Annotated in this window: 27 protein-coding genes; 13 read left to right on the forward strand and 14 right to left on the reverse strand. The window is 75.8% G+C overall.

Annotation, left to right across the window (positions count from 1 at the left end; translation table 11 throughout):
- Nucleotides 1–65: 65 nt before the first annotated feature.
- Complete coding sequence (locus Sya03_RS05860; RefSeq protein ID WP_203937139.1) at nt 66–809, forward strand: glycoside hydrolase family 16 protein; 744 nt, start codon at nt 66–68, stop codon at nt 807–809.
- Here the strand turns inward: Sya03_RS05860 and Sya03_RS05865 are convergent.
- Nucleotides 806–1,825, reverse strand: a complete 1,020-nt coding sequence (locus tag Sya03_RS05865; protein WP_203937140.1) for a DNA topoisomerase IB — start codon at nt 1,823–1,825, stop codon at nt 806–808. The genes Sya03_RS05860 and Sya03_RS05865 overlap by 4 nt on opposite strands.
- A 104-nt stretch (nt 1,826–1,929) precedes the next feature.
- Between Sya03_RS05865 and Sya03_RS05870 the strand changes: the two genes are divergently transcribed.
- From Sya03_RS05870 to Sya03_RS05880, 3 genes are read left to right on the forward strand one after another with little or no spacing between them, the layout of a single operon-like run.
- Nucleotides 1,930–5,814: a SpoIIE family protein phosphatase gene (locus Sya03_RS05870; RefSeq protein WP_203937141.1), complete on the forward strand. Its 3,885-nt coding sequence runs from the start codon at nt 1,930–1,932 to the stop codon at nt 5,812–5,814.
- Nucleotides 5,769–6,020, forward strand: a complete 252-nt coding sequence (locus Sya03_RS05875; protein ID WP_239107158.1) for an ATP-binding protein — start codon at nt 5,769–5,771, stop codon at nt 6,018–6,020. The genes Sya03_RS05870 and Sya03_RS05875 overlap by 46 nt, the downstream gene beginning before the upstream one ends.
- Complete coding sequence (locus Sya03_RS05880) at nt 6,010–6,303, forward strand: STAS domain-containing protein (protein WP_203937142.1); 294 nt, start codon at nt 6,010–6,012, stop codon at nt 6,301–6,303. The genes Sya03_RS05875 and Sya03_RS05880 overlap by 11 nt, the downstream gene beginning before the upstream one ends.
- Nucleotides 6,304–6,310: 7 nt before the next feature.
- Here the strand turns inward: Sya03_RS05880 and Sya03_RS05885 are convergent, their stop codons facing one another.
- Entirely contained in the window at nt 6,311–7,477 is a 1,167-nt protein-coding gene (locus tag Sya03_RS05885) for a geranylgeranyl reductase family protein (RefSeq protein WP_239107139.1), read from the reverse strand.
- A gap of 128 nt (nt 7,478–7,605) precedes the next feature.
- The gene (locus Sya03_RS30795; RefSeq protein WP_239107140.1) at nt 7,606–7,788 is read right to left on the reverse strand and encodes a YiaA/YiaB family inner membrane protein; all 183 of its coding nucleotides are present in this window, start codon (nt 7,786–7,788) and stop codon (nt 7,606–7,608) included.
- A gap of 153 nt (nt 7,789–7,941) precedes the next feature.
- On the opposite strand from Sya03_RS30795, the gene Sya03_RS30800 reads away from it, so the two are divergent.
- Nucleotides 7,942–8,241 (forward strand): hypothetical protein, encoded by a 300-nt coding sequence (locus Sya03_RS30800; protein WP_239107141.1) that lies wholly within the window; start codon nt 7,942–7,944, stop codon nt 8,239–8,241.
- A gap of 7 nt (nt 8,242–8,248) precedes the next feature.
- Here Sya03_RS30800 and Sya03_RS05900 read toward each other — a convergent pair whose 3' ends face one another.
- The 3 genes from Sya03_RS05900 to Sya03_RS05910 all read right to left on the reverse strand — a co-directional run bounded on the left by Sya03_RS05900 (nt 8,249) and on the right by Sya03_RS05910 (nt 11,029).
- On the reverse strand, nt 8,249–9,031 hold the full coding sequence (locus tag Sya03_RS05900; protein ID WP_203937143.1) for a DUF6082 family protein: 783 nt from the start codon (nt 9,029–9,031) through the stop codon (nt 8,249–8,251).
- Between the two features lie 216 nt (nt 9,032–9,247).
- Nucleotides 9,248–10,369 carry a M48 family metallopeptidase gene (locus Sya03_RS05905; protein WP_203937144.1) on the reverse strand — a complete coding sequence of 374 codons (1,122 nt, stop codon included), beginning with the start codon at nt 10,367–10,369 and terminating at the stop codon, nt 9,248–9,250.
- Nucleotides 10,370–10,519: 150 nt separating this feature from the next.
- Nucleotides 10,520–11,029: an NUDIX hydrolase gene (locus Sya03_RS05910; protein ID WP_203937145.1), complete on the reverse strand. Its 510-nt coding sequence runs from the start codon at nt 11,027–11,029 to the stop codon at nt 10,520–10,522.
- Nucleotides 11,030–11,064: 35 nt separating this feature from the next.
- Here Sya03_RS05910 and Sya03_RS05915 point away from each other — a divergent pair, with 35 nt between their 5' ends.
- Nucleotides 11,065–11,928 carry an NmrA family NAD(P)-binding protein gene (locus Sya03_RS05915; RefSeq protein ID WP_203937146.1) on the forward strand — a complete coding sequence of 288 codons (864 nt, stop codon included), beginning with the start codon at nt 11,065–11,067 and terminating at the stop codon, nt 11,926–11,928.
- Here Sya03_RS05915 and Sya03_RS05920 read toward each other — a convergent pair.
- The 5 genes from Sya03_RS05920 to Sya03_RS05940 all read right to left on the reverse strand — a co-directional run bounded on the left by Sya03_RS05920 (nt 11,925) and on the right by Sya03_RS05940 (nt 18,225).
- The gene (locus Sya03_RS05920) at nt 11,925–12,941 is read right to left on the reverse strand and encodes an aldose epimerase family protein (protein WP_203937147.1); all 1,017 of its coding nucleotides are present in this window, start codon (nt 12,939–12,941) and stop codon (nt 11,925–11,927) included. The genes Sya03_RS05915 and Sya03_RS05920 overlap by 4 nt on opposite strands.
- A 15-nt stretch (nt 12,942–12,956) precedes the next feature.
- Nucleotides 12,957–14,045 (reverse strand): class I SAM-dependent methyltransferase, encoded by a 1,089-nt coding sequence (locus Sya03_RS05925; RefSeq protein ID WP_203937148.1) that lies wholly within the window; start codon nt 14,043–14,045, stop codon nt 12,957–12,959.
- A 46-nt stretch (nt 14,046–14,091) separates the two neighbouring features.
- Complete coding sequence (locus Sya03_RS05930) at nt 14,092–16,893, reverse strand: AfsR/SARP family transcriptional regulator (RefSeq protein WP_203937149.1); 2,802 nt, start codon at nt 16,891–16,893, stop codon at nt 14,092–14,094.
- Nucleotides 16,894–16,974: 81 nt separating this feature from the next.
- Nucleotides 16,975–17,358, reverse strand: a complete 384-nt coding sequence (locus Sya03_RS05935; protein ID WP_203937150.1) for a hypothetical protein — start codon at nt 17,356–17,358, stop codon at nt 16,975–16,977.
- Between the two features lie 57 nt (nt 17,359–17,415).
- Nucleotides 17,416–18,225, reverse strand: a complete 810-nt coding sequence (locus tag Sya03_RS05940; protein WP_203937151.1) for an alpha/beta fold hydrolase — start codon at nt 18,223–18,225, stop codon at nt 17,416–17,418.
- A gap of 90 nt (nt 18,226–18,315) precedes the next feature.
- Here Sya03_RS05940 and Sya03_RS05945 point away from each other — a divergent pair, with 90 nt between their 5' ends.
- Complete coding sequence (locus Sya03_RS05945) at nt 18,316–19,092, forward strand: class I SAM-dependent methyltransferase (RefSeq protein ID WP_239107142.1); 777 nt, start codon at nt 18,316–18,318, stop codon at nt 19,090–19,092.
- A 30-nt stretch (nt 19,093–19,122) separates the two neighbouring features.
- On the opposite strand, the gene Sya03_RS05950 is transcribed toward Sya03_RS05945, so the two are convergent.
- Complete coding sequence (locus Sya03_RS05950; protein WP_203937152.1) at nt 19,123–19,284, reverse strand: hypothetical protein; 162 nt, start codon at nt 19,282–19,284, stop codon at nt 19,123–19,125.
- A 123-nt stretch (nt 19,285–19,407) separates the two neighbouring features.
- Between Sya03_RS05950 and Sya03_RS05955 the strand changes: the two genes are divergently transcribed.
- Genes Sya03_RS05955 through Sya03_RS05965 form a run of 3 tightly spaced genes read left to right on the forward strand, consistent with a single transcriptional unit; the run spans nt 19,408 to nt 21,930 of the window.
- Nucleotides 19,408–20,574, forward strand: a complete 1,167-nt coding sequence (locus Sya03_RS05955; RefSeq protein ID WP_203937153.1) for a response regulator — start codon at nt 19,408–19,410, stop codon at nt 20,572–20,574.
- Entirely contained in the window at nt 20,571–20,933 is a 363-nt protein-coding gene (locus Sya03_RS05960; protein WP_203937154.1) for an Hpt domain-containing protein, read from the forward strand. Before Sya03_RS05955 ends, Sya03_RS05960 begins: the two co-directional genes overlap by 4 nt.
- Before the next feature lie 22 nt (nt 20,934–20,955).
- On the forward strand, nt 20,956–21,930 hold the full coding sequence (locus Sya03_RS05965; RefSeq protein WP_203937155.1) for an iron-containing redox enzyme family protein: 975 nt from the start codon (nt 20,956–20,958) through the stop codon (nt 21,928–21,930).
- Nucleotides 21,931–21,947: 17 nt separating this feature from the next.
- Here Sya03_RS05965 and Sya03_RS05970 read toward each other — a convergent pair whose 3' ends face one another.
- On the reverse strand, nt 21,948–22,160 hold the full coding sequence (locus tag Sya03_RS05970; protein ID WP_203937156.1) for a CDGSH iron-sulfur domain-containing protein: 213 nt from the start codon (nt 22,158–22,160) through the stop codon (nt 21,948–21,950).
- Nucleotides 22,161–22,345: 185 nt separating this feature from the next.
- On the opposite strand from Sya03_RS05970, the gene Sya03_RS05975 reads away from it, so the two are divergent.
- From Sya03_RS05975 to Sya03_RS05985, 3 genes are read left to right on the forward strand one after another with little or no spacing between them, the layout of a single operon-like run.
- Nucleotides 22,346–23,068, forward strand: coding sequence for a hypothetical protein (locus tag Sya03_RS05975; protein WP_203937227.1), 723 nt, complete (start codon nt 22,346–22,348; stop codon nt 23,066–23,068).
- Nucleotides 23,065–23,499: a phage holin family protein gene (locus tag Sya03_RS05980; protein ID WP_203937157.1), complete on the forward strand. Its 435-nt coding sequence runs from the start codon at nt 23,065–23,067 to the stop codon at nt 23,497–23,499. The genes Sya03_RS05975 and Sya03_RS05980 overlap by 4 nt, the downstream gene beginning before the upstream one ends.
- Nucleotides 23,475–24,119 (forward strand): DUF3618 domain-containing protein, encoded by a 645-nt coding sequence (locus tag Sya03_RS05985; protein WP_203937158.1) that lies wholly within the window; start codon nt 23,475–23,477, stop codon nt 24,117–24,119. Before Sya03_RS05980 ends, Sya03_RS05985 begins: the two co-directional genes overlap by 25 nt.
- Before the next feature lie 170 nt (nt 24,120–24,289).
- Here the strand turns inward: Sya03_RS05985 and Sya03_RS05990 are convergent, their stop codons facing one another.
- Nucleotides 24,290–26,116, reverse strand: coding sequence for an alpha/beta hydrolase (locus tag Sya03_RS05990; protein ID WP_203937159.1), 1,827 nt, complete (start codon nt 26,114–26,116; stop codon nt 24,290–24,292).
- Between the last annotated feature and the right edge of the window lie 23 nt (nt 26,117–26,139).

Raw genomic sequence — 26,139 nt, forward strand, 5'->3', positions numbered from 1 at the left:
ACTTGCTTAAGTTTCGATGATCTTGCGGTCGCGGCGGGTCCGGCCGGCGTGGCACGCTGGGCGCCATGAGCACCGGACCGGCATCCGACCTCGACGAGCGGTTCACCGGCGACGGCCTCGACCCGGCCGTGTGGTTCCCGGCGTACCTGCCGCACTGGAGCTCGCGCGCGGCCGCGGCGGCGACGTGGACGGCCGGCGGCGGCGAGCTGCGGCTGTCCATCCCGCCGGAGCAGGGCCTGTGGTGCGCGGACACGCACGACGGCCCGCTGCGGGCGTCCTGTGTGCAGACGGCGCACCTGGACGGCCAGCAGCCGTTCCGCGAGGGCCTCACCGTCCGGGAGAGCACACCCGCCTTCCGCGGCTACACCCCGCGCTACGGGCACGTGGAGGCGCGGCTGCGCGGCGAGATCAGCCCGCGCTCGATGGTGGCGTTCTGGCTGCCCGGCGTCGAGGAGACGCCGGAGCAGTCGGCCGAGATCTGCGTCATGGAGGTGTTCGGCGACGCCGTGCGCCCCGGCTCGGCGGACGTCGGCATCGGCCTGCACCGCTTCCGCGACCCGGCCCTGACCGAGCAGTGGTCCGCCGAGCCGCTGCCCATCGACGTCGCCGAGTTCCACACCTACGCCGTGGACTGGCGCCCGGGGTCGCTGACGTTCTCGGTGGACGGCGCGGTGGTGCGCGAGGTCGGCCAGGCCCCCGACTACCCGGTGCAGCTGGTGCTGGGCGTGTTCGACTTCCCCGACAGGCCCGGCCCCGCCGGCCACGTGCCCGCCCTGGTGGTGTCGCACGTGCGGGGGTACGCGCTCTAGGCGCGCAGCAGGTCCAGCACCGCCGCCTCGACGGCCTCCTGCGCCGCCGCGTCGGCCGGCTCGGGCGGGCCGCCCAGCTCCTCCAACGTCGGCGCGATCGTGGTGCCCGAGCCGAACAGGTCGATCACGCGCGGGTCCACGTACGACGCCCGCGCCACCGTCGGGGTGTTGCCGAGGTACTCGGACACCTCCTTCATGGCCCGGCCCACGGCCCGCCGCTGGGCCGTCCGGGTCCGCCGGCCGCCCTCCAGCGCCTCGGCGGCCAGGCACACGGCGGCCAGCACGGTGCCGTTCCAGGTGCGGAAGTCCTTCGCCGAGATGTCGATGCCGCTGACCTCGCGCAGGTACGCGTTGATGTCGGCGCTCTTGACGTCGCAGTAGCCGTCGCCCGCCTTGTACGCCAGCAGCTCCGGCGAGTCGGTGCGGTCGAGCAGCGCCCGCACCACCGAGCGCACCCCGTCGTCGCGCACGTCCAGGGTGCGCTGGATGCCGCCCTTGGCCGGGTAGCAGAAGCGCACCGTGCCGCGCGGCAGGGCGACGTGCTCGCGGCGCAGCGTGGCCAGGCCGAACGTGGCGTCGTCGCCCGAGGCGTACTCCTCGCCGCCGATGCGGAAGCAACCCACGTCGAGCAGGCGCACCGCGGCGGCCAGCACCCGGTCCCGGGTGAGGCCGCGCTGCCCCAGGTGCTCGGTGACGACGGCGCGCACCTTGGGCAGCGCCTCGCCGACCTCCAGGACGTGGTCGAACTTGGCCGCGTCGCGCTTGGCCCGCCACACGTCGTGGTAGCGGTACTGGCGCCGGCCGGCCGCGTCGGTGCCGACGGCCTGGATGTGGCCGCGCGCGTCCGGGCAGATCCACACGTCCCGCCAGGCGGGCGGGATGACCAGGGCGCGGCAGCGCTCCAGGTCCTCCGGGCGGGTCAGCGGCGCGCCGGTCTCGTCGGTGTAGCTGAACCCCTTGCCGCGGCGCCGCCGGCTCCAGCCCGGCGCGCTCGGGTCACTTCGTCGCAGGCGCACGGCGCCGACTACCCCGCCCCCGCCGAACTAGTCCTGCCCCGTGCGGGTACCACGATCTTGCGTCGATTCGACAGCCCCCGGGGCACCGGTGTTTTCATGGTCGGGTGGGGGATGTGGAAGCGCTGTTCGCCGGCCCGGGCGAGACCCGGGCCGCGCTGCGGGCGACCGACTGGTCGGCGACGCCGCTGGGGCCGGTCGAGGGCTGGCCGGAGGAGCTGCGGGCGGCGATCCGGACGGTGCTGCCGTCGGAGATCCCCATGCTGCTGTGGTGGGGCCCCGACCTGGTGCAGATCTTCAACGAGCCCTACCGTGCCTTCCTCGGCGACAAGTACCCGGCGGCGGTCGGGCAGCGGGCGGTCGACTGCTGGGCGGAGATCTGGCACGCCATCGGCCCGCAGGCCGAGAGCGCCCTGGCCGGCACCGCCACCTACGCCCGCGACCAGCTGCTCCTGCTCGTCCGGCACGGCTACCTGGAGGAGACGTACTGGACGTTCTCCTACAGCCCGGTCCGCGGCGCCGACGGCTCGATCGCCGGGATCTTCGTGGCGACGTCCGAGGTGACCGACGAGCGGCTCGCCGACCGGCGGATGGAGGCACTGCGCGTCCTCGGCACCGTGTCCATCGCGGCCGCCGACACCGTGGCCGACGCCTGCCGCGCGGCGGTGCGCTCCCTCGCCGGCAGCAGCGCCGACCTGCCCGTGGTCGCGGCGTACCTGCGCGGGCGGGCGCCGGGCGCCGCGGACCGGCTGGAACCGGTCGCGTCGATCGGGCTCGCCCCCGGCAGCCCCCTGGCGGAGCCCGTGACCGCCACCGCGGGCGCGCCCGAGGTGTGGCGGGTCGCCGAGACCGGGCGCCCCGAGCGGCTGACCGCCGCGGCCGGCGGCTCGTTCGGCGGCAGCCCGCTGGGCCCCGCGCCGGTGGTCTCCGCCGTGGCGGTGCCGCTGCGGGTCACCGGCGACGACCGGCCGCTCGGCGTGCTCGTCGCGGGGATCAACCCGTACCTCGACCTGGACGAGCAGTACCGGGTCTTCGTCGAGCTGGTCGCCGACCGGGTGTCGACGGCGCTGACCGACGCGCTGGCCTACGCCGCCGAGCGGGACCGGGCGGCCGCGCTCGCCGACATCGACGAGGCCAAGACCCGGTTCTTCGCCAACCTCAGCCACGAGCTGCGCACCCCGCTCACCCTGATCGCCGGGCCGGTCGAGGAGACGCTCGCCGACCCGGCGCTGCCCGTCGCGCACCGCGACCGGCTGGAGATGGTCCGCCGCAACGCCGGCCGGCTGCGCCGGCTCGTCGACAACCTGCTCGACGTGGTGCGCATCGAGGGCGGCCGGCTGCGCCCCGAGCGGCAGCCCACCGACCTGGCCGCGCTGACCCGCACCGTGGCCGAGTCCTTCGCGTACGGGATGAGCCGGGCCGGGCTCGCCTTCGACGTGGACGCGCCGACGCTGCCGCGCCCCGCCCACGTCGACCGCGACATGTGGGAGAAGATCGTCGCCAACCTGCTCTCCAACGCCCTCAAGTACACCCTCACCGGCCGGGTCCGGCTGACCCTGCGCGACGACGGCGACGCCGCGCTGCTCGCCGTCGAGGACACCGGCACGGGCGTCGCCGAGGAGGAGCAGCCGCTGCTGTTCCAGCGCTTCCACCGGGTGCGCGGCGCCGCCGCCCGCTCGCACGAGGGCGCCGGCATCGGCCTGGCGCTGATCAGCGAGCTGGCCGGCCTGCACGGCGGCACGGTCGGGGTGCGCTCGGCGCCCGACGAGGGCTCGACGTTCACCGTGCGGCTGCCGTACGGCGACCCCGCCGACGGCCCGGCGGCCGACGCGGAGCCGTCCTCGGTGGACCGCTACGTCGCCGAGTCGCTGCGCTGGCTGCCCGACGAGGCGCCCCCGCGGCCCGGGGGCCACCTGCCGGGGGCGCCCACCGTGCTGGTCGTGGAGGACAACGCCGACCTGCGCGCGTTCCTGGCCGGGCTGCTCGCGCCGCACTACACGGTGCTGACCGAGCCGGACGGCCGGGCGGCGCTGCGCCGGCTGGAGACGCTGCGGCCCGACCTGGTGCTCACCGACGTCATGATGCCCGAGGTCGACGGGTTCGAGCTGCTCAAGGCGCTGCGGGCCGACCCGCGCACCGCGCTGGTGCCCGTCGTCATGCTGAGCGGCCGGGCCGGTGAGGAGGCCGCGCTGGAGGGCCTCGACGGCGGCGCCGACGACTACCTGACCAAGCCGTTCTCGTCCGCCGAGCTGCTCGCCCGGGTGCGGGCCAACCTGGAGCTGTCCCGGCACCGCACCCGCGAGTCGGCGTGGCGGGTGGCGATCACCGACGCGCTGCAGGAGGCGTTCTGCGTCGTCGACGGCGCCGGCGTGCTCATCGAGGCCAACGACGCGTTCCGCCGGCTGGTCGGCTCCGACATGCCGCTGCCGGCGCGCCCGCCGTACCCGTTCTGGCCCGACCCGGTCACCGACCCGCAGGGCTGGGAGCACGCCGAGGCCGCCATGCGGCAGGTGCTGTCCGGCGCCAGCGGCCGCGTCCGCTTCCCGCTGCGCCGCGCCGACGGCCACGCGCTGCACGTCGAGGCCGTGTACAGCTCCATCCCTGACGAGGTGACGGGCCGCCGCACGTACGTGGCGACCCTGCGCGACATCACCGACGAGCTGCGGGCCGCCGAGCGGCAAGACGCGCTGACCCGGCTGTCCACCAGCCTCGCCGAGGCCGCCGACGTCAGCGGCGTGTACGCGGCCGGGCTGGCCGAGCTGGGCCGGGCGCTGGGCGCGCGGCGGGCCGCCGTCGTGGCCCACGGCCCGGCCGGGCCGGTCGTGCTGGCGGGCGCCGAGCCGTACGCCGGCGACCTGGCCGGGTTGCTGGAGGGCCCGGGCGGGCACGACGTGTACGCGCAGGAGGAGCCGGGCGGCCCGGTCCGCGGCCTGGGCGCCGTCGTCGACTCCGGCGTGCCGCGCGCCGCCGTGTGGCTGGAGTTCGACCCGCCGCGGGTCGTCGGGCCCGCCGACCGGGCGCAGTTCCTGACCATGTGCGGCACCGTCTCGCACGCGCTGCAGCGGGCCAAGGCGGCCGACCTGCAGCGCACCGTCGCGCTCACCCTCCAGCGGTCGATCCTCGGGCCCGCCGAGCTGCCGCCCGGCTTCGCGGCCCGCTACGAGCCCGCCGTGCAGCCGCTGGAGGTCGGCGGCGACTGGTACGACGTCGTCGAGCTGCCCGGCTCCGACGGCGGCTGCGTGGCCGTCGTCGTCGGCGACTGCGTCGGCCGGGGCCTGCCCGCCGCGGCGGTGATGGGCCAGCTGCGCAGCGCCTGCCGTGCCCTGCTGCTGCAGGCCAAGGGCCCGGGCGAGGTGCTGGACGCGCTCGACGGCTTCGCCAGGCGCATCCCCGGCGCGAGCGCCACCACCGTGTTCTGCGCCATCGTCGACCGGCACACCGGTGACGTGCGGTACTCCGCCGCCGGGCACCCGCCCGGCATCGTGGTGCACGCCGACGGCGCCCGCGACCTGCTCGACGACGCCCGCTCCGTGCCGCTGGCGACGATCACCGTGCCGGGCCGGCCCGAGGCGACCGTCCGGCTGCGCGGCGGCTCCAGTCTGCTGCTCTACACCGACGGCCTGGTCGAGCGGCGCGGCGAGATGATCGACCACGGCATCGCCCGGGCGGCCGCGGCCGTCGCCGCGCACCGGGACCGCCCGCCGGCCGCCCTCGTCGACGGCGTCGTGGGCGACACCCTCGGCGGCCACGGCCACGACGACGACCTGGCGCTGCTCGCGTACCGGCACGAGGAACCGGCTGCACCGTTCACCCGCGCCATCCCCGCCGTCCCCGGTGAGCTGAAGAGCCTGCGCCGCGCGGCCCTGGCGTGGCTCGCGGCGGCCGGCGTGGCCGACGACGACGCCGAGGCGGTGCTCATCGCCGTGGGGAGGCCTGCGCGAACGCCATCGAGCACGGCTACCGTTTCGACCCGGCGGGCCGGGTCGAGCTGACCCTCACCCGGCGCGGGTCCCGCCTGGAGGCCGTCGTGCGCGACACCGGCGCGTGGATCCAGCCGCCCGCCGACCAGCCGCCCGGCCTGCCCGGCCGCGGGCGCGGCCGGCTGATGATGGAGGCGTTGATGGACGAGACGGAGGTGCGCTCCGGTCCCGGAGGCACCACGGTCCGGCTGGTGAAGGAGCTCGCCGATGACGCCTGACTTCTCCGTCGAGGTGACACCCGGCCGGGTCGTCGTCACCGGCGACGTGGACATGGAGACCGCCCCGCGGCTGCGGGACGCGCTCGCCGGCGCGGCCGCCGGCGCCCGGCCCGTCGTCGCCGACCTGACCGCCACCCGGTTCCTCGACAGCGCCGGCGTCGCCGCCCTGTTCGCCCAGGTGCCGGGCGGGCTGGAGATCGTCGCCGTGCCCGGCTCCGTCATCACCCGGGTCCTGGAGATCACCGGCCTGACCACCGCCGCGACGGTGCACGGCCCGGACTGACCCGCGCTCAGCGGCGGCGCCCCCGCGCGGCGACCGCCGCCACCAGCAGCCGCACCGGCCGGCGCCGCCACACCCGCGCCAGCGTCAGGTCACCGGCGCAGAACCGGGCGAACGCCCGCCAGCCCGGCCGCGACGCGAACGCCAGGTGCAGCGCCCGCGGGCTGGCCGCGAACGCCTCCAGCAGCCGCGCCCCCGCCGCCATCTCCGGCAGCAGCTCGCGGGCCAGCTCGGCCTCGTACCCGGCCAGCAGCGCCGGGTCGCCCGCCGTGGCGGCCGCGGCGGCGGCGTCGCCCGCGGCGGCCCCGGACCGCAGCGCGAAACTGATGCCCTCGCGCGTCCACGGCTCCAGCAGCCCCGCCGCGTCGCCGGCCACCAGCAGCCGCCCCGACCGCACCGGCGACCCCGGCGCCCGGCACCGCGTCAGGTGCCCCGAGTCCTCCACCGGCTCGATGCCGGCCAGGCCCAGCCGCTCCACGAACGCCGTCAGGTAGGCCCGCGTCGCCGCCCCCTGCCCCCGCGCCGCGATGACCCCGACCGTCAGCCGGTCGCCCTTCGGGAACACCCAGCCGTACGAGCCGGGGATCGGTCCCCAGTCGAGCAGCACCCGGCCCCGCCACCGCTGTTGCAGCTGCGCCCCGACCGGCAGCTCCACCTCGAGCCCCAGGTCGACCTGCTCGCACGCCACCCCGACCGCCCGCGCCGTCACCCCGGCCGAGCCGTCCGCGCCCACCAGCACCCGGGCCCGCACCCGCGACCCGTCCGCCAGCCGCGCCGTCGCGGCGTCCGCGTCCTGCTCCACCCCGCGCACCGCGGTGTCCTGGCGCAGCACCGCCCCGGCCCGCTCGGCCAGGCCGCGCAGCGCGTCGTCGAACTCGTCGCGGCGCACCATGGCGAGGATCGGCGCCCCGGCGCGCCGGGTGAACTCCGACCGCCCGTCGCGGGTGAACGTGACGGCGTCCACGGTGTCGCGCGCGACCGCGCCCAGGTCCACGCCGAGCCCGGCGGCGGCCGCCCGGGACACCCCGATCAGCCCGCCGCCGCACGTCTTGTACCGCGGGTGCCGCCCCCGCTCCAGCACCACGGTCCGCGCCCCGGCGGCCGCCGCCCGGCTCGCCGCCGCCAGCCCCGCCGGCCCGGCCCCGACGACGGCCACATCCCAGATCTCGTCCTCCACGGGGGCCAACCTAGTGCGGCCGCTCAGACCGCCGCCTCGAACGGGTCGTGGTCGGCGAGCAGCTTCTCCATCTGCGCCTGGTCGACGCCGCGCACCACGCCGCCCTTGTCCTGGCGGTCGCGCACGCACTAGGCCAGCGTGAACGACGACGTGACGACGTACAGCAGGCCCAGGGCGGGGAACGCGCGGATCCAGCCGGACACGGGCAGGTAGGCGACGGCGATGCCGACGGCGGTCACCGAGACGGCGAACGAGGCGACGGCCCGGAGGTGCAAGGCGGTCGTGGTGCGCGCATGCGTGGCGTTGTCCACGGCGCAGACTCTGGCGTGCGGCGGCGGGTGCGCGACTGAGCCCGCGTACCCGAGCCGCCGACCCGATGCTCGTCGAACCCGTACGCAGGCCTCCGGACTAGCCTCCGGCGAGCCTGCCGGAGCCGCAGCGCGGGGAGCGGTACAAATGCGCGCGTGCCTGATGACGTGACCGTTTCGCCCGCGTCCGCGCAGCTCGCTGGCGGGCCGCTGCCCTCCACGCCCATCACGAGGCGACTCGGCGTGCCGCCTTCGTCCCGTGGCAGCGTGACGGACTGCACCTGCCCGGACATCTTCGAACTGGAGGACGGCAACTTCGCCGTCATCGGCACCGACCGCACGCTCGAATTGAGGTCCACGCTCCCCTCAGACGCCGGGCTGGCGGCATACGAACGCATTGTCGTGATCTCCAGGCAGACGTTGCTGTCGGCGAAGGGTGACATTCCTGACGCTTGAGCCGGCGTCAGGCCGCGGTCAAGTCCTGGCCATGGCCGGCTTCCCGATGGCGTCGGGCCGGACGTCCGCCGCCCGCAGTGGGGTGCGATCGGTCGTCCGCGCTCAGTAGCACCGCCTCGTACTCACGGAAAATCTCGTCCGCTGCTGCTGCCAAAGTGGCTTCCTCGCTTCCAGCCACATAGGTATTTGCGCGTGAAGGGGCGGTGGCGGCCCAGTACTCGCGGACAGCCGGGCTCGTAAAGAGGTGGCGCAGACTGTTCTGCAATTCCGCCTTCGTCGACAGGCCAAGTGTGTGATGAAGCCAGGCGTTTTGGAGAATCAAGTTGACGTAGAGGTGCTGCCGTTGGGTCTGGGCGTCCATTCCAGGGTGCTTCGGCCAGGTCGCGGCGAGAACGGGATCATCGATGGCCATGCGTATCAGATCGACGTGCAGATTGCGGAGATCCACCTCAGCGCTTCGCCGCAACGCGGACTCCGCCTTCTCCAGCGTGCGTCTTTGCAGGACGAGTTCTTCCCGTTGAGCGCGCAATTCTCGGTACTGGGTCAGGAAGGTGATGACCACAGCGGCGAGTGCCATCCCGGCTACGGCCGAGTTGACTGCACCGAACGCCTCTCCGACCTGACTCCAGCGTGTCCAGCTGGCATCATCACCCCGGCTCCCGACAGCGGCTACGAGCGCAACTCCGGTGATCGCGACGGCCACAACGAGGAGCGCCGCCGCGCTGGCCCACAGAAGGGCATGCCTGGCAGGCGAGGCAGAACGGGTGCCGGGGGTGGGGTCGCCGCTCATGATCCGAGCCCTTTCAACTGGGCGTGAATCTGATTGTGCGGCACGCTTTTGTGCTTGGGCTATGTCCGGCGGATGAGTGAATTGGCGCAAAGTGAAGTGCCAGCGCTCCGTGCGCCACATGGCCACTTGCCATTATGCACTCGGACCGGCGGGGCGGTACTAGATGATGCGAAACGGCGGGAGTAAGAACTCCCGCCGTTCGCGTATCACTGTCGGTCAGTTGTGCGAGGGGTTCTCGTCGGCCGGCGGGGGCGGGGGCGGCGGCTGCTGGCCGCGGGCCGCGCGGGCCGCCGCCTCGCCCGCCGTGCTGGCCCAGGCGCGGGCCTTGCCGGCCTGGGTGCCGGCCCATCCGCCGAGGTCGGCGGCGCCGCCGGTGACCCGGCGCACGAGGCTGACCAGGGGGTCCTGGCTGTTCTCGAAGGCCTCGCGGTACGACGAGGCGGCCGCCTTGATGTCGTCGGTGACGCGGGCGTCGCGGTCGTCGTCGCGGCGGGGGTAGTCGCCGGCGACGATCGCGGCGTAGGCGCCGGAGTCGACCCACTGCTGGAGCTCGGCGGCGCGGGCCACCGGGACGGGGTGGCTGCTCCACGCCGTCATGCCGATCTTGTGGATGCTGTCGCGCAGGTCGCCGCCGCCGCGGTACTCGGCGGCCTGCTCCAGGAAGGCGGCCGTGTCGATCTGGGTGAGGTCGCCGCCGCCGGCGATCTTCATGAGCAGGCGCAGCGAGGCCGCCGGGTCCTGGCCGGCGAGCAGGCCGGCGCGGTCGGCGGACAGCTCGGCCTTGCGCCACCACTCGTACATGGCGGCGATGATGGCGCGCAGGGCGATGGCGCCGATGGGCAGCCAGCTGACGTTCTGCACCCAGCGGGTGAGGATCGTCATGATCGTCTTGTAGACGGCGTGGCCGCTGCGGACGTGGCCGAGTTCGTGGCCGAGCAGCACGCGCAGCTCGTCGTCGTCGAGCTTCTCGACGGCGCCGGTGCTGACCACCACGAACGGGCGGTCCATGCCGATCGCCGAGCCGGTGATCATGGGGTTCTGGGTGACGAACAGCTCGGGCAGCTCGGCCACGTCGAGGGTCTGGCCGGCCTCGGCCCAGCGCTGGTACACCCGCGGGTACTGCCGGTGGTCGACGCGGATGGCGCCGGCCAGGTACGACAGGCGGAACCCCCGCTCGTTCCACATGCCGAAGAACGCCTTCACCAGGTCGTCGAAGCCGCGCAGCTCCCGCAGGGCGGTCAGCGCGCCGCGGTCGGCGGGGTGCTCCCAGGCCCGGGAGCTGATCCCGGTCAGCGTGACCCGCCGGCGGGCCGGCCGGTTCTCGTCCTCGATCGTCATCGTCGCCTCTTCCCCGAATCCGTCGATCGCCGGGACGGCCGGCGACAGATGCGATTGTTCGCCGCCCGCGCAAGCCCGCACATCGGCTGCGGAGAGGATTCGGCCCCTAGGGACTGCGACTTTCGGCAGAGGGGGATGACCCTGAGCCGGTCAGAGGGCCGTGGGGTCGAGCAGGGCCGGATGGCCGGCGCCGGGCGCGGCGTGCCACGCCGGCGCGTCCGGCGCGAGGGTGGTGGCGATGCGCAGCCGCGACCACTCGGTCAGCTCGGGCAGCTCGCCGGGGGCGAACCAGCCGGCCGCGAGGGTCTCGTCGCCGTCGGCGCGGGGCGCCCCGCCGACGGGCCGGCAGCGGAACCACACGTTCAGGTACTCGCACACGTCGCCGTTCGGGTACTCGACGCGGTGGGTGGCGACGCCGCCGACGCCCTCGACGGCCACGTGCACGCCCGTCTCCTCGTACACCTCGCGGACGACGGCGTCGGCCGGCTGCTCGCCGGGGTCGATCGCGCCGGCGGGCACGGACCACTGGCCGTTGTCGGTGCGGCGGGCGAGCAGCACCCGGCCGGCGTCGTCGCGCACGACCCCGCTGACGCCGGGCAGGAGCAGCAGGTCGTGGCCGACGTGGGCGCGCAGGTTCGCGACGTAGGGCGAGACGGGCATGGTGGCACCGTAGCGACCTGGTAGACATGTCGGGCATGGAGATCGCCGTCACGACCCCCACCGGCCACGTCGGCTCCCGTGTCACCCGGCTGCTGCTGCAGGCCGGGGTGCGCCCCCGGCTGCTGCTGCGCGACGCGGGCCGGCTGGACGACACCACCCGTGAGCTGGCCGACGTGCGCGAGGGCGACCTGGCCGACCCGGACTACGTGCGCGCGGCGACGGCGGGCGCGGACGTGCTGTTCCTGGTGGCCCCCGAGGACCTGACGGCGGACGACCCGGCCGCGCCGATGCGGGCGCTGGGCCGCTCGGCGGCCGCGGCGGTGCGCGCCAACGGCATCGGGCACGTCGTGTTCCAGAGCAGCGTCGGCGCGGAGCTGCGGAACGGCGCCGGCATCGTCGACGCCCTCGGCGACATCGAGGCGAGCCTCGACGCGACCGGCGCGGCGGTGCTGCACCTGCGCTGCGGCTACTTCTTCACGAACCTGCTGCTGGACGCGCCGGGCATCGCCGCGGGCGAGCTGGTGACCGCCGCCGACCCGGCCGCCCCGGCGCCGTGGGTGGACCCGCGCGACATCGGCGACGTCGCCGCGGCCCGGCTGCTCGCGGCCGGCTGGTCCGGGCGGGTGGTGCAGGCCGTGCACGGCCCGGCCGACCTGACCTGGCACGAGGTCGCCGAGGTGCTGACGGGCGTGCTGGGCCGGCCGGTGGCGGTGCGCCGGATCAGCGACGAGGAGGCCCGCGCGGGCATGATCGCCGCCGGATTTCCGGCGGGCGCCGCCGACGCCGTCACCGCCATGACGCGGGGGCTGCGCGACGGCTTCGTGCCGGAGCAGCCGCGCACCGCGCTGACGACCACGCCGACGACGCTGGCGGCGTGGGCGTACGCGAACCTGCGCTAGACGCCGAACTCCCACACCGTCGTGGAGCGGTACTCCTCGCCGGGGCGCAGCACCGTGGACGGGAACCGCGGGTGGTTCGGGGAGTCGGGGAAGTGCTGGGTCTCCAGGGCCAGGCCGTCGCCCTGCCGGTACACCCGGCCGCCCTTGCCGGCGAACGTGCCGTCGAGGAAGTTGCCGGAGTAGAACTGCACGCCCGGCTCGGTGGTGTGCACGGTCAGGGAGCGGCCGCTGGCCGGGTCGGTCACCCAGGCGACGGGGCGCAGGCCGGTGCCGTCGAGCACCCAGTTGTGGTCGTAGCCCTGGCCGCGCAGCACCTGGGTGGTGCCGGTGCGGATGCGCGCGCCGACGGCGGTGGCCGCGCGGAAGTCGAACGGCGTGCCGGCCACGGGCGCGAGCTCGCCGGTGGGGATGGCCGTGTCGTCGACGGGCGTGAACGCCGACGCGGCCAGCCGCAGCGTGTGGTCCATGATCGACCCGCCGCCGGCCAGGTTGAAGTACGTGTGGTTGGTCAGGTTGCACACCGTCGGGGCGGTGGTGACGGCGTGGTAGTCGATGCGCACGGCGCCGCCGGCGACGGTGTAGCGGACCGTGGCCGTCAGCTCGCCGGGGTAGCCCTGGTCGCCGTCGGGGCTGACGTGGCGCAGTTCGAGGGTGTCGCCGTCCGTGGTGGCCGTCCACACCGCCTTGTCGAAGCCGGTCTCGCCGCCGTGCAGGCTGTTCGGGCCGTTGTTGACGGGCACCTCGTACGGGGTGCCGTCGAGGGTGAACCGGCCGCGGGCGATGCGGTTGGCGTACCGGCCGACGACCGCGCCGAAGTACGGGCCGGGGTTGGCGGCGTACTCGTCGGCGGTGTCGAAGCCGAGCACGACGTCGGTGCCGTCGCCGACGGTGAGCGACTGCACGATCGCCCCGTAGGTGAGCACGCGCACGGCGAGGCCGCGGCCGTCGTCGAGCGTGTACCGCTCGACGGCGCCCGCGGCCGTCGTGCCCAGGTCTTCCCGGGTGATGGTCATGCGATCGATTGTCGCCTACGCCTTGACGGCCGTCAGGACGAGGTTGAACCCGGTGTCGGCGGCGAGCCGGGCGTCGGTGAAGCCGGCCGCGGTCAGCAGGTCGATCCGCTTGGCGGGGCCGCCCTGGGTGCCGAGGCCGTACGCGCCGGGCTGGCTCAGCGAGCCCGGCGTGCACAGGGCGGTGGAGGCCGCCCAGTTGAGGCGGGCGACGGGGTCGCCGATGCCGTCGGTGAGGTTGTCGGTCGAGCCGGGCTCGACGGCGACGACGATGCCGCCGGGGGTGAGCGTCTCGTACGCCCGGCGCAGCGCCGCCGGCGGGTCGCCGAGGTCGTGCAGGGCGTCGAAGAAGACGACCACGTCGAACGGCCCGGGCCCGAACGCGGTGGCGTCGGCGACGCGGAACGACACGTTGCCGCCCGCGCCCGCCTCGACGGCCTTGGCCCGGGCGACCGCCACGGACGCCTCGTGCCGGTCGAAGCCGACCACCGTGGACGCCGGCCACAGCTCGCCGACGAGCCGGGTGGCGACGCCGTGGCCGCAGCCGACGTCGGCGACGCGGGCGCCCGCCTCCAGCTTGCCGACCAGGCCGGGCACGGCGGGGAACCAGGTCTTGGCCAGCTCGTTGACGTAGGCGGTGCGGAAGAACCGCTCGATGCCGTGGAACAGCCCGGCCGGGTAGTCGCCGTACTCGACGCCGCCGTCGCCGCGGAACGCGCGCTCCAGCCGGTCGAGCGTCTGGAACTGCCCGGTGATGATCTCCGCCGCGCCCACCACGTAGGCCGGCGAGTCCACCACGGACAGCGCCAGGGCGTGCTCCATGGGCAGCTCGTAGGTGCCGCGGGCCGGGTCGTGCACGACGTGGCCGTTGACGGTCTGCGCGGCCAGCCACTCGGTGACCAGGCGCGGGTTGAGGCCGGTGCCCCAGGACAGGGCCTCGGGGGTGAGCGGGCCGGCGCCGGTCATCGCGGCGAACAGCCCGAGCCGGTCGCCGAGGACGGTCATCAGCGTCGTGGCGGCACCGGCGAGGTCGGTGATCAGCTGACCGGCGAAGGCCTCCACGCGGGCCTCGTCGATCGGGTTCTGCACTGCGGTGGTGTTCGTCATGCCCACGACGGTGCGCCCGGCCGCTTGCCGGTCCCTTGCCCGCCGCTTACCCGTGCCGGTCGAGGGCGGCAAGCGCGTACGCGACGGTCTGCGCCAGCCCGGCCGGGGCGTCGGCGGGCACGAGCGCGGCGGCGCGCAGCCGGGCGTGCCGCTCGGCGTCGGGGCCGTACACGGCCGGGGCCAGCGGGTCGGCCTCGCCCGCCGCCAGCACGGCCGCCGCGGCGCCCGCATCGCCGAGGCCGCCGAGCAGCTCGGCGGTCAGCCGCAGGGTGGTCCACGTCTGCGCGGTCATGCCGGTGCGGCGCAGCCCGGCGATCAGCTCGCGGCAGGCCGCCACGGCCTCCGGGTGCCGGCCGAGCCGGATCAGCACGGCGGCCCGGCCGATGCCGGTGATGATCTGGAAGTACGTCTGCCCGATGCGCGCGCTGTCGGCCAGCGCCCGGTCGTACTCGGCGAGGGCCCGCGCCGGGTCGGTGGCGGCCGCCAGCTCGGCCCGGGTGAACGGCACGAAGCCGTCGACGTGCTCGGCGGCGGCGATCTGCGGGGCGTACCGGGTCAGCCACGCCTGCGCGGCGTCGGGCCGCCCGGCGTAGGCGTCCGTCAGCGCCGCGCAGCACACCCCCATCGCGGCGGCCCACGACGGCGCCCGCCGCAGCTCCGCCACGGCCCGGCCGTCGGCCTGCACGGCCTCGACGCGGCCGGTGAACATGGCGTTGGAGCAGCGGTTGAGCAGCACCGCCCAGCGCAGCGGGTGGTCGTCGGCCAGGGTGTCGAGCGCGACGGTGAGCAGCCGGTCGGCCTCGGCCATGCCGCCGCCGATGAAGTGCCCGGCGCCGGCGGCGAGCGCCAGCAGCCCCTCCGTCTCGCCCGGCCCGGCGGGCTCGGGCAGGCGGCGCAGCTGGGCCACCAGCCCGGGGTGCGGGTCGTCGCCGACCAGGACAGCCGTCAGGGCGGCGAGCCGCGCCGTCTCCGCCCGCCGGCCGGCCGCGGTCAGCCAGCCCAGCGCCTCCTGCAGGTTGGCCATCTCGCGGCGCAGGGCGGCGCTGACGTCGGCGTCGCGCCGCACCTTGTGCTCGACCAGGCCGGTGACGTGGGCGAGCAGCCACCCCGCGTGCGCCTCCCGGGCGGCCTCCTCGCCGGCGGCGCCGAGGTGCGCCAGCCCGACGTGGCGCACGGTCTCCAGCAGCCGGTAGCGCGGCGGGTCGGCCCGCGGGTCGCGCAGCACCAGCGACGCGTCCACCAGCTCGGCGAGCAGGGCGGCGCCGTCGCCGTCGTCGGCCAGGTGGGCGAGCCCGTCCAGGCCGAAGCCGCCCCGGCAGACCGCGAGCCGGTCCAGCAGCGCCTGCGCCGCCGGGTCCAGCAGCCGGTACGACCACTCGACGGTGGCCGACACCGCGTTGGTGCGGGTGCCGCCGCGCGCCGGGTCGAGCACGGCCAGCCCGGCGGACAGCCGGTCGCGCAGCTGCGGCAGCCCGAACACGGCCTCCCGGCGGGCCGCCAGCTCGACGGCGAGCGGCAGACCGTCGAGCAGGCGGCAGACGTCGCCGGCCAGGCCGAGAACCGGGTCGGTGGCGGCGAAGTCGGCGCGCAGCAGCGCGGCCCGGTCGCAGAACAGCTCGACGCGCTCGGCCTCGGGCAGCGGGCCCAGGCGCAGCACCCGCTCGCCGGGCACCCCCAGCGGCTGCCGGGACGTGCACAGCACCCGCACCCGCGGGCACCGGGCGAGGACGGCGGCGACCAGGTCGGCGACCGCGTCCAGCAGGTGCTCGCAGTTGTCCAGCACGAGCAGGGCGTCGTCGGTGCCGAGGCGCTCGGTCACGGCGGCCGCCCCGCCGCGCGGCGCGGCCCGCAGGCCCAGCGCGGCGGCGACGGCGACGGCCACGTCCCCGGGCACCGACAGTTCGGCCAGCTCCACGACGAGGGCGGGCTCGCCGCCGGCGGCGGCCTGCTCGTCGAGCAGCTCCCAGGTCAGCCGGGTCTTGCCGACCCCGCCCGGCCCCACGACGGTCACCACCGGGCCGGCCCGCACGGCGTCGCGCAGGGCGGCCAGCTCGGCGGCGCGGCCGACGAACCGGTTGGCCGGAGTGCGCCGGTGCGCGGTGCGGGCGGGCCGCAGCGAGGCGTCGTCGGCCAGGATGCGCCGGTGCAGGTCCTCGAACGCGGGCCCGGGGTCGACGCCGTGGCCCTCGACGACCCGCTCCCGGTACGCCCGCGCGACCGCCAGCGCCTGCGCGGTGCGGCCGGTGCCGTGCAGGGCGCGCATGAGCAGCAGGTGCGGGGCCTCGCGCAGCGGCGCCGCGGCGGCCGCCTCCTCCAGCTCGGGCAGCACCCCGGCGGCGTCGCCGGCGGCCAGGCGCGCCTCGTGGCACTCCTCGCTCAGCTGCGCCCGCCACTCGGTGAGGCGGGCGACGTCGGGCGCGAAGGTGAGCCGGTCGGCCACGTCGGCCAGCGGCGCCCCGCGCCACAGCGCCAGGGCGGCGCCGAGGGTGCGGGCGGCGGCGGCCGGCTCCTGCTCGCGGGCGGCGGCGGCCAGCTCCTCGGCGCGGGCCACGTCGACGGCGTCGGCGGGCAGGTCGAGCCGGTACCCGGCGGGCTCGCGGCGGATCGCGTCCGGCCCGGCGGCGCGCCGCAGGCGGGACACGTAGCTGTGCAGGTTGCCGACGGCGTTGTCCGGCGGGTCGTCGCCCCACAGGGCGTCGACGAGGTCGGCGACCGGCACGACCCGGCCGCGGGCGAGCGCGAGCCGGGCCAGGACGACGCGCTGCGGCACGCCGGTCAGCGGCACGGCGGCGCCGGACCGGCGCAGTTCGACGGGTCCGAGCAGCCCCACCTCGACGGTTTCGCCCACGGCGTCATTGTCGTCGATCGCCGTGGGCGGAACCTATCGCGTTTTCGGTGGGCGCCGGCGCGCGCCGGCGCCGGTGTCCCGTCAGTGGCCGGAGGTGCGCCGGATGCCCGCGCCCGCCATCTCAGGGGCGTCCTCGACGGCCATGGCCTCGACGACGCCGATCATCGCGTCGTCGCCGAACATGTCGTGCATCTGGTCCTCCCAGGACCGGGCGATGATCGACACGAGCGACTCGACGTCGGGGTGCTGGAGGCTGCGGCCCACGTGCAGCTGCGCGACGTACGTCGTCGGCGCCGGCACGATGGTCTGCTGCGCCTCCTCGATGGCGGCGATCTCGGCCCACATCTCCCACGACGTGTCGGGGAGGGCGTCGGCCAGGGCCTGCGCGACCTCGCCCGGGTCGGCGTCCGGCGGCAGGGAGACGTTGGTGGTCAGCGCGAGCGGCGCCCAGGTGTCTTCGGTCATGGGAGTCACGCTAGAACGCGGATCGGGCGGTCAGCGGCCGAAGCCGGGAACTGCAACTCAGGCCCGGCCGGCGGCCCGGTCCAGGTGGTCGAGGACCGCGTCGCGGAACGCCGCCGGCGCCTCCAGGTTGAGCATGTGCCCGGCGCCGGGCAGCTCCAGGCGGCGCGCGCCCGGCACCTCGGCGCCGACGAGCGTGGCGGCGCCGAGGATGTCGGGGGAGTCCGCGTCGCCGGCGATCGCCAGGGTGGGCGCCCGCACGGCCTCCAGCTTGTCGATGGCGTGCCGCTGCAGCCACTGCCCGGTCGCGCCCGCGTGCCGGGCGACGTTCGCCGCCGCCATCGCCCGGCAGCGGTCCCGCACCGCCGGGGCGACCTCGTGGGGCGCCCGCCGCGGCCCGTCCACCCAGGCGCGCAGGAAGGCCTCCACGAACCCGTCGGCGTCGCCGGCCGCGGCCGCCGCGGCCTGCCGGCGCGAGCACCGCGCGATGTACGGGTCGCGGAACTCCATCCCGCTGATGCCCGGCGCCGACGCCACCAGCGCCCACACCAGACCGGGCCGGCGCACCGCCAGGTCCAGGGCGATCCGCGCGCCCAGCGACAGCCCGACGAGCGCGGCCCGGCGCACCCCGAGCGCGGCGAGCAGGTCGGCGAGGTCGTCGTCGTGGCGGTAGTCGCCGGTGGCGGTGCTGGACCGGCCCTGCGACCGGGCGTCGTAGCGGATCACCCGGTACGCGGGGGCCAGCTCCTCGGCCAGCTCGTCCCACATCGTCAGGTCGAGCAGCCCGCCGTGCAGCAGCACCACGGGCGGCCCGGAGCCGGCGTCCGCGTAGTGCAGCTCCCCGGCGCGCACCGGCACCCGCCCCTGCATGAGATCGCCTCCCCGGTCGACGACGGTGAGGACACTGCGATGCCCGGGCGGGCGGCGGGCTAACGCGCCGCGGGCCGTAGCGTCACCACCATGGTGGAGATGTGGGCGCGGGGCGCCGCCTACGAGGCGTACATCGGGCGCTGGAGCCGGGTGGTCGCGGCGCCGTTCGTGCGGGGTCTGCGGGTGCCGCCGGGCGCGGCGTGGCTGGACGTGGGGTGCGGCACCGGCGCGCTCACCGCGGCGGTGCTCGGGCTCGCCCGGCCCGGCCGGGTGGCCGGCGTGGACCCGTCGGCGGCCTTCCTGCGCGACGCCGACGCCCGCGCGCTGCGGGTGGCGGCCGACGCGCGCGCCCTGCCGTTCCCGGCCGCCCGGTTCGACGCGGTGGTCAGCGGGCTGGCGCTGAACTTCGTGCCGGAGCCCGAGCGGGCCGCGGCCGAGCTGGCCCGGGTGGTCGCGCCGGGCGGCACGGTCGCCGCGTACCTGTGGGACTACGCCGGCGGGATGCAGATGCTGGCGCACTTCTGGGCGGCGGCGGTCGAGCTGGACCCGGGCGTCGCCGACCGCGACGAGGTGCGCCGGTTCCCGCTGTGCCGCCCGGAGCCGCTGCACGCGCTGTTCACGGGGGCGGGCCTGACCGGCGTCACCACCGGCGAGATCGTGGCGCCGACGCCGTTCGCGGACGTGGCCGACTACTGGCGGCCGTTCCTCGGCGGCCAGGGCCCGGCGCCCGCCTACGTGGCGGGGCTGAGCCCGGCCGGCCGGGCCGCCCTGCGCGACCGGGTGGCGGCCCGGCTGCCGGTGGCGGCGGACGGCTCGATCGCCCTGACCGCCCGGGCGTGGGTGGTGCGCGGGGTGCGCCCGTCCTGAGCCGGTCCAGAGCCGGGCGCACCCCGCGCGTCAGCTGCCGCGCCCGGGTCTCGGGGTCCGGGCCGCGCGGCGCGGGCGCCGGTGCCGGCCGGCGGGCGCGCCCGCGTGGACGCCGGCCCGGTACGCCGCGGCCTCGCGCAGCAGGTCGTCGTGCCGCAGCCGGAGCTGCTCCTGGACGAGGATGGGGTGCATGGGGTGCCTCCTGGGTCGGGTGGTGCGGACGGTCCGACACTGCGCCCCGGCCCTTGCCGCCCGCTTGCAGCCCGCTTGCCGGGTGCCCTCAGCGGGCGGCGTCCGCCGTCGAACAGGGGGGCGATGGCTGACAACGAACTGTTCCGCCGGGCCGGCGGCCCCGCCCCGGACGCGCCCGCCGTGCTCGTCGTGGACGACGAGCCGGAGGTGCTGGAGACGCTGGCGCACCAGCTGCGCGAGTTCCGCACCGTGCCCGCCGTCGACGGCGTCGACGCGCTGCGGGTGCTGGAGCGCGAGGGCCCGTTCGCCGCGGTCGTCTGCGACATGCGGATGCCGCACATGGACGGCATCGAGCTGCTCGGCGAGATGAGCCTGCGCTGGCCGGACACCGTCCGGGTGCTGCACACCGCCCAGGCCGACGTGGCCGCCGCGATCGCCGCCATCAACGACGGCCAGGTGTTCCGGTTCGTCCGCAAGCCGTCGCCGACCGCCCAGCTGCGCAGCATCGTGCGTCAGGCCGTCGAGCGGCACCAGCAGGCGGTCGTCCAGCGCGAGGTGCTCGACAAGACGCTGAAGGCCAGCCTGCAGGCGATCTTCGGCTGCCTGGAGCTGGCCAGCCCGCAGGCGTTCGCCCGGGCCGGTCGCATCCGCGGCCTGGTCGCCGCGGTCGTCGCCGAGCTGGGCCTGGGCGACGCGTGGGAGATCGAGGTCGCCGCGATGGCGTCGCAGCTCGGCACGGTGACGCTGCCGCAGGGCCTGCTGCAGAAGCTCGACCGGGGGCTGCCGCTCACCGGCGACGAGCAGCGCATGATCGACGGCATGCCGGGCGTCGCGGTGCGGCTGCTGGGCGACGTGCCGATGCTGGAGGACGTGCTCGCCATCGTCCGCGGGCTCGGCTCCGGGCGGGCCCCGCACGGGGCGGCGCCGCGGGTCGCCGTCGGCGTGGACGTGCTGCGCGCGGCCGTGGACGTGGAGACGATGGAGGGCCGCGGCGTCGGCACGGCCAGCGCGATCGCGGTGCTGGAGCGCGACGGCCGGCACGACGTGCGGGTGCTCGACGCGCTGCGCAACGTGCGGCAGCTGGAGGCGACGCAGGGGACCATCCGGGCGTACCCGCTGGCGGAGATCGTCCCCGGCATGCGCATCGTGGAGGACGTACTGGCGCTCAACGGTCCGGTGCTGGTGGGCCGGGGCGTCGTCGTGACGGCCGTGCTGCTCGACCGGCTCGCCAACTACCGGCGGATGGGGCAGCTCGCCGAGCCGATCCTGGCCACCGTCCCGGTGCCGTGACCGAGCTGGCGTCGATCCGCGAGCGGATCGTCGACCTGGTGGAGGACCCGGCCGACGTGGCGTTCGTGGCGCGCATGCTGCGCTCGTTCGCCGACCGCGCCCCGGGCCTGGCCGAGGCCCTGACGGCCGCGGTCGAGGCGGGCGACGCGGAGGCCGTCGCCGCCCGGGCGCACGCGCTGAAGGGCGCCGCGGGCAACGCCGGCGCCACCGGCCTGGCCGCGGCCTGCGCCGAGCTGGAGCGGCGGGCCGGCGCCGGCGACCTGGCGGGGGTGCGGGGCGGGGCCGCGGAGGTCCGCGAGGCGCTGATCCGGACCGACGCGGCGATCACCCACGCGCTCGCGGAGCTGTTTACTTCCTGATCACCGGGGAAATCGGCGCGACATGAAGCTGCCGGTGGCCCGCGGCCCAGTCTCGTCCGCCCTCATCGACGCCCTCGCGCACGACGGCCGCGCCCTGCCCGCGGCGGACTTCTCCGGCGCCGACCCGCTCGCCGACGAGGATCTCCAGCTCAGCCTGTTCGTCTGCTACGAACTGCACTTCCGCGGCTGGGACGACGTGCCCGACGGCCGCGAGTGGGACCCCGAGCTGCTGCGCTTCCGGGCCGCCGCCGAACGGCCGTTCGAGGCCGCCCTGCGCGCGCTCGCCGGCCCGGTGCGGCCGGTGCAGCCCCGCGACGTCCCGGCCGGGCTCGCCGCCGTGGTCGCCGCGGACGACTCGCCGTCGCTGTCCGGCTACCTGCGCGGCCGCGCCACCCACGAGCAGTTCCGCGAGTTCGTCACCCACCGCAGCGTCTACCACCTGCGCGAGGCCGACCCGCACACCTTCGCCATCCCGCGGCTGTCGGGCCGCGCCAAGGCGGCCCTGATCGAGATCCAGATCGACGAGTACGGCGGCGGCCGCACCGACCGGATGCACCAGGAGCTGTTCACGCGGACCATGCGGTGGTTCGGCCTGGACACCACCTACGGCGCGTACGTCGACGCGGTGCCCGCCCCGACGCTCGCCACGAACAACGTCATGGCGCTGTTCGGGCTGCACCGCCGGCTGCGCGGCGCCCTGCTGGGCCAGCTCGCCGCGTTCGAGATGACGTCGTCGCTGCCCAACCGCGCCTACGCCAACGGGCTGCGCCGGCTCGGCGGCGACGCCGACGCCGCGCGCTTCTACGACGAGCACGTCGAGGCCGACGCCGTCCACGAGCAGATCGCGGCCCACGACCTGTGCGGCTCGTTCGCGGCCGCCGAGCCGGAGCTGGCCGGCGACGTGCTGTTCGGGGCGCGGTGCGCGCTGGCCGTCGACGGGCTGTGGGCCACCGGCGTGCTGGAGGCCTGGGCCGAGGGCCGCAGCTCCCTGCGCTGACGCCGGGGGCGGGCGCCTCAGCCCTCGCGCTGGGTGCCCGCCTTGAACCCGATCGCCTTGTGGGTGCCGTCGCAGAACGGCTTCACGGCCGACTTGCCGCACCGGCACAGCGCCACCGTGCGGCGGCCCGGGTCGATCCGCTCGCCGTCGGGCGTCTCCAGCACGAAGTCGCCGCGCACGATCAGCGGCCCGTCCTCGTACGGCACGATCCGGGTCTGGTCAGGCTCCATACCGCCCGGGTGCCCGATCATGCACCGTCCAAACTCCCCACCCGCGGATGCGCGGGGGTTCCCGGAAAAGGCCGCGTCACACCTGCTTTTTCTATCGGATGAAGCGAACGCGAAGTCGCATGATCGGCCGGGCCGGGGGTAGTCGAAGTGGTGTCCGCTTCGTATGGGAGGCCAGAGTGAGCGACATGCAGACCGGGGCCCGCGCCCCTGACAGTTCCGACTCGACCGCACGCCAGGTGGCCGGGCAGACTGCTGACGCGGCCGGACGCGCGGCCGCTGACGTCAAGGACACCGCCAAGGACCAGGCCCAGCGAGTCGCCGGTGAGGCGAAGTCGCAGGTGCAGCAGGTGGCGTCGCAGGTTCGTGACCGGGTCGGCCAGCAGGCCCAGACCCAGAACGAGAAGCTGGTCGACGGCATCCGCCGGATGGCCGACGAGCTGGAGCAGATGCGCGGCGACCGGGCGGACTCCCCGGCCGCGACCGTGGTGTCCCGCGTCGCCGACGGCGGCCGCCAGTTCGCCGACCACCTCGCCCGGCAGGGCCCGGAGGGCGTGCTGCGCGACGTGCAGGACTTCGCGCGCCGTCGCCCCGGGGCGTTCCTCGCCACGGCGCTCGCCGCCGGGTTCGTCGTCGGCCGGCTCGGCAAGGGCGTCGCGAAGGCGTCCGACCTGGAGCAGGACAAGCCGCGCACGGACTCGTTCGTGTCCGGTCCGTCCACGCCGGAGCCGGTGTACACCGACCCCGCCTACCCGCAGACCGGGTACGTCGCGCCGGCCTACACCGAGACCGCCGCGTACCCGCCGGTCGACCCGGCCAGCTCCACGGAGTACGCCGCCACCGGCACCGGCACGCCGATCCCGGTGGACCCGGACTACCCGGAGACGGGTTACCGGAGTGACCCGCGATGACGGCGCCCTCGTACCGTTCCGGCCAGGGTTTCGACCCGGCCCAGGAGGACCCGTCGCAGACGTCGGTGGGCGAGCTCATCGGTGAGATCAGCGACGACCTGTCGAAGCTGTTCCGCCAGGAGGTGGAGCTCGCCAAGGCCGAGGTCCGCCAGGAGGCGCAGAAGGCCGGCAAGGCCGCGGGCATGCTCGGCGGCGCCGGCTTCGCCGGCTACCTGACCGTGCTGTTCCTGAGCTTCGCCCTCGCGTGGGGGCTCGGCAACGTCATGGACTACGGCTGGGCGGCGCTGATCGTGGCGGTCCTCTGGGGCATCGTCGCGGCGGTCCTGTTCGTGTCCGGCAAGAAGAAGATCAAGGACGTCGACCCGATGCCGCGGCGCACCGTCGAGACGCTCAAGGAGGACGCGCAATGGCTCAAGAACCCGACCGGATAAGGGCTGAGATCGACCGGACGCGGGCAGAGCTGACCCGCGACGTCGATCGGCTCGCCGAGAAGACCAGCCCCACGAAGGTGGCCCAGCGCCGCTGGACGGCTGTGAAGGAGAAAGTGATGGGTTCGGCCGATCACGGCAGGCACGTGGCGTCCGACAAGGCCTCCTCGGCCGTCGGCACCGTGCAGGACACCGCCTCGCGGGTCGGTGACAAGGCGTCCGACGCCGCGTCCCGGGTCGGCGAGAAGGCCTCGGACGCCGCGTCGACCGCGGCGGACGCGGTCCGCTCGGCCCCCGGCGCGGTCGCCCGGCAGACCGAGGGCAACCCGATCGCCGCCGGCGTCATCGCCTTCGGCATCGGCATGCTCGCCGCCACGCTGATCCCGGCCACCGAGGCCGAGAAGCGCGCGGGTCTTCAGCTCAAGGAGCACTCCGGCGACCTCACCGACAAGGTGAAGGAGACCGCGCAGGAGATGAAGGAAGACCTGAGCGGCACCGTCCAGCAGGCTGCGGCCGAGGTGAAGAGCACGGCGCAGGACGCCGCGCAGACCACCGCGCAGCAGGCCAAGTCCTCGGCGCGCGACGCCGCGGACGAGACCAAGCAGGCGGCGCGCAACACCTGACCTTTCCAGAGAAGGACCGGACGGCCGCGGGGCTCAGCCCCGCGGCCGTCCGGTGTCCGCGGCGGACGGTCACGCCGTGTTCACATTGTTCATCGTCGATGTCTCTACTGTGGTCGGTGGGACGGCCGGCTCCCCGGTGCGGGGAGCCGGCCGCCCCATCGCCGCGGTCGTCAGCGGGCGACGACCCCCGGCAGGCCGCTGGACACCGGCGGCAGCTGCTTCGGCCCGCCGGCGGCCGGCAGGCCTCGCGCCGCGATCTGCTCCTTGGTGCCGGTCACCCGCTGCGCCGGGCCCGTCGCGCCCGCCGAGAACGGCTCCATGCCCTCCTCCAGCGGCACGCTGAACGGCTGCTCGGCGATGCGGCAGATCGTGCCCCTGGCCGGCAGCGCCCGGCGCAGCAGGTAGGCGTCGATCGACGCGGTCACGCACTCGTTGGTGCCGTACGCGGTGTGCCCCCAGTTGTCGCTGGACAGCAGCCGGCTGTTCGGCATCTTCGCGGCGGTCTGCTTCGCCCCGACGTACGCGGTGGCGGGGTCGTGGAAGCTGCCCACGATCAGCACGGTGGCGCTGGTGCGGCGGTTGAACGGCCCGCGGTAGGCGTCGGGGTCCCGCACGGTCCAGGCGTCGGTGGCGCACGGCGCGCTCGCCCAGGCCCAGGCCCGGCCGAAGTACGGGGCGCGCCGGTCGGCCCGGGCGGCCCGCTGCGGCCAGGTCGACATCTTCGCCGGGTGCAGGCCGTCGGTGCACATGACGCCGGCGTACGCCTCGGCGTCGTTGAGGTACTGGAAGTCGCGGCCGAGCTGCCGGCGCACGACCCCGCGGGCGGCCGCGACGTCGGCGGCGGTGGCGCCGGCCGGCGAGGTGATCATGTGCACGGCGGCGGTGAACATGCCGACCAGCTCGGGCGCCATGGTGCTGTACATCAGGCCGAGCGTGGTGCCGACGAAGTCGGCGTAGCTCAGCTTCAGCCCGTACCCGAAGTCGATCGGTTCGGCCTTGAGGCGGCGGGCGGCGGTGGCGAACTTGCCGGCGGACGAGGGCGCGGCCTCGCAGTAGGCGGGACCGGCGGCGTCGCACCGGCGGAAGATCTCCCGCAGCGCCACGTACGCGCCGTCGGCGGAGCGCAGCCGGTCGTCCTGGGTGGCGGTGCGGGTGGCGGCGGTGCCGGCCCACGCCGACGGGTTGATGACGCCGTCGATCGCCAGCGCCCGGATGCGGTCCGGGAACATGTTGGCGTAGTACTCGCCGAGCACGCTGCCGTAGCTGAAGCCGAGGTAGGTGAGCTTGCGGTCGCCGACGGCGCGCCGGATGACGTCCATGTCGCGGGCGGTCTCGGCGGTGGACATGGCGCCGGACAGCGGGCGGCCGGTGGTGGAGCAGCCGCGGGCGAGCTTCCTCGACGCGGCCAGGTACCGCTTGGTCTCCGCGGCGGTCACCGGGAACGCCATCGTCGTCAGCGGCCGCAGCGCGACGGTCTGGGCGCGGGTGCCGGTGAAGCAGCGCACGTTGTCGCTGAAGCCGACGCCGCGCGGGTCGATGCCGACGACGTCGAAGCGCTCGGTGACCGAGCTGCTGAGGAACATCGGGGCCGCCAGCGCGAGGCCGGTCGCGGAGCCGCCGGGGCCGCCCGGGTTGACGAACAGGCTGCCGATGCGGCGCTGGGGGTCGCGGGCCTTGACGCGCAGGACGGCGACCTCGGTGGTGGGGCCGTCGGGGTCGTCGTAGTCGAGGGGCAGCCGCGCGGTGGCGCACTGGGCCCAGCCGTAGCACTTGTACCAGCGGAGCTTGGGCGTGCGGACGCGGTCGGTCCGGCGCTGCTCGGCGGTGCGCGCGGCCGCCGCGGTGACGGTGGCGGAGGCGGCGGCGTCGGTGGAGACGGCGGCGCCGGCGGGGGCGGCGTTCGCGGCGGGGGCGTGGGCGGTGGAGGCGAGGACGAGGGCGGCGAGGCCAGCGGCGAGGAGGCGGCGGATCCGGGGGAGCCGGGGCAGCTGCGGCATGGGGGGAGGTGCCTTCCTACCGG

The organism is Spirilliplanes yamanashiensis (assembly GCF_016863475.1).
GTDB classification, from domain to species: domain Bacteria; phylum Actinomycetota; class Actinomycetes; order Mycobacteriales; family Micromonosporaceae; genus Spirilliplanes; species Spirilliplanes yamanashiensis.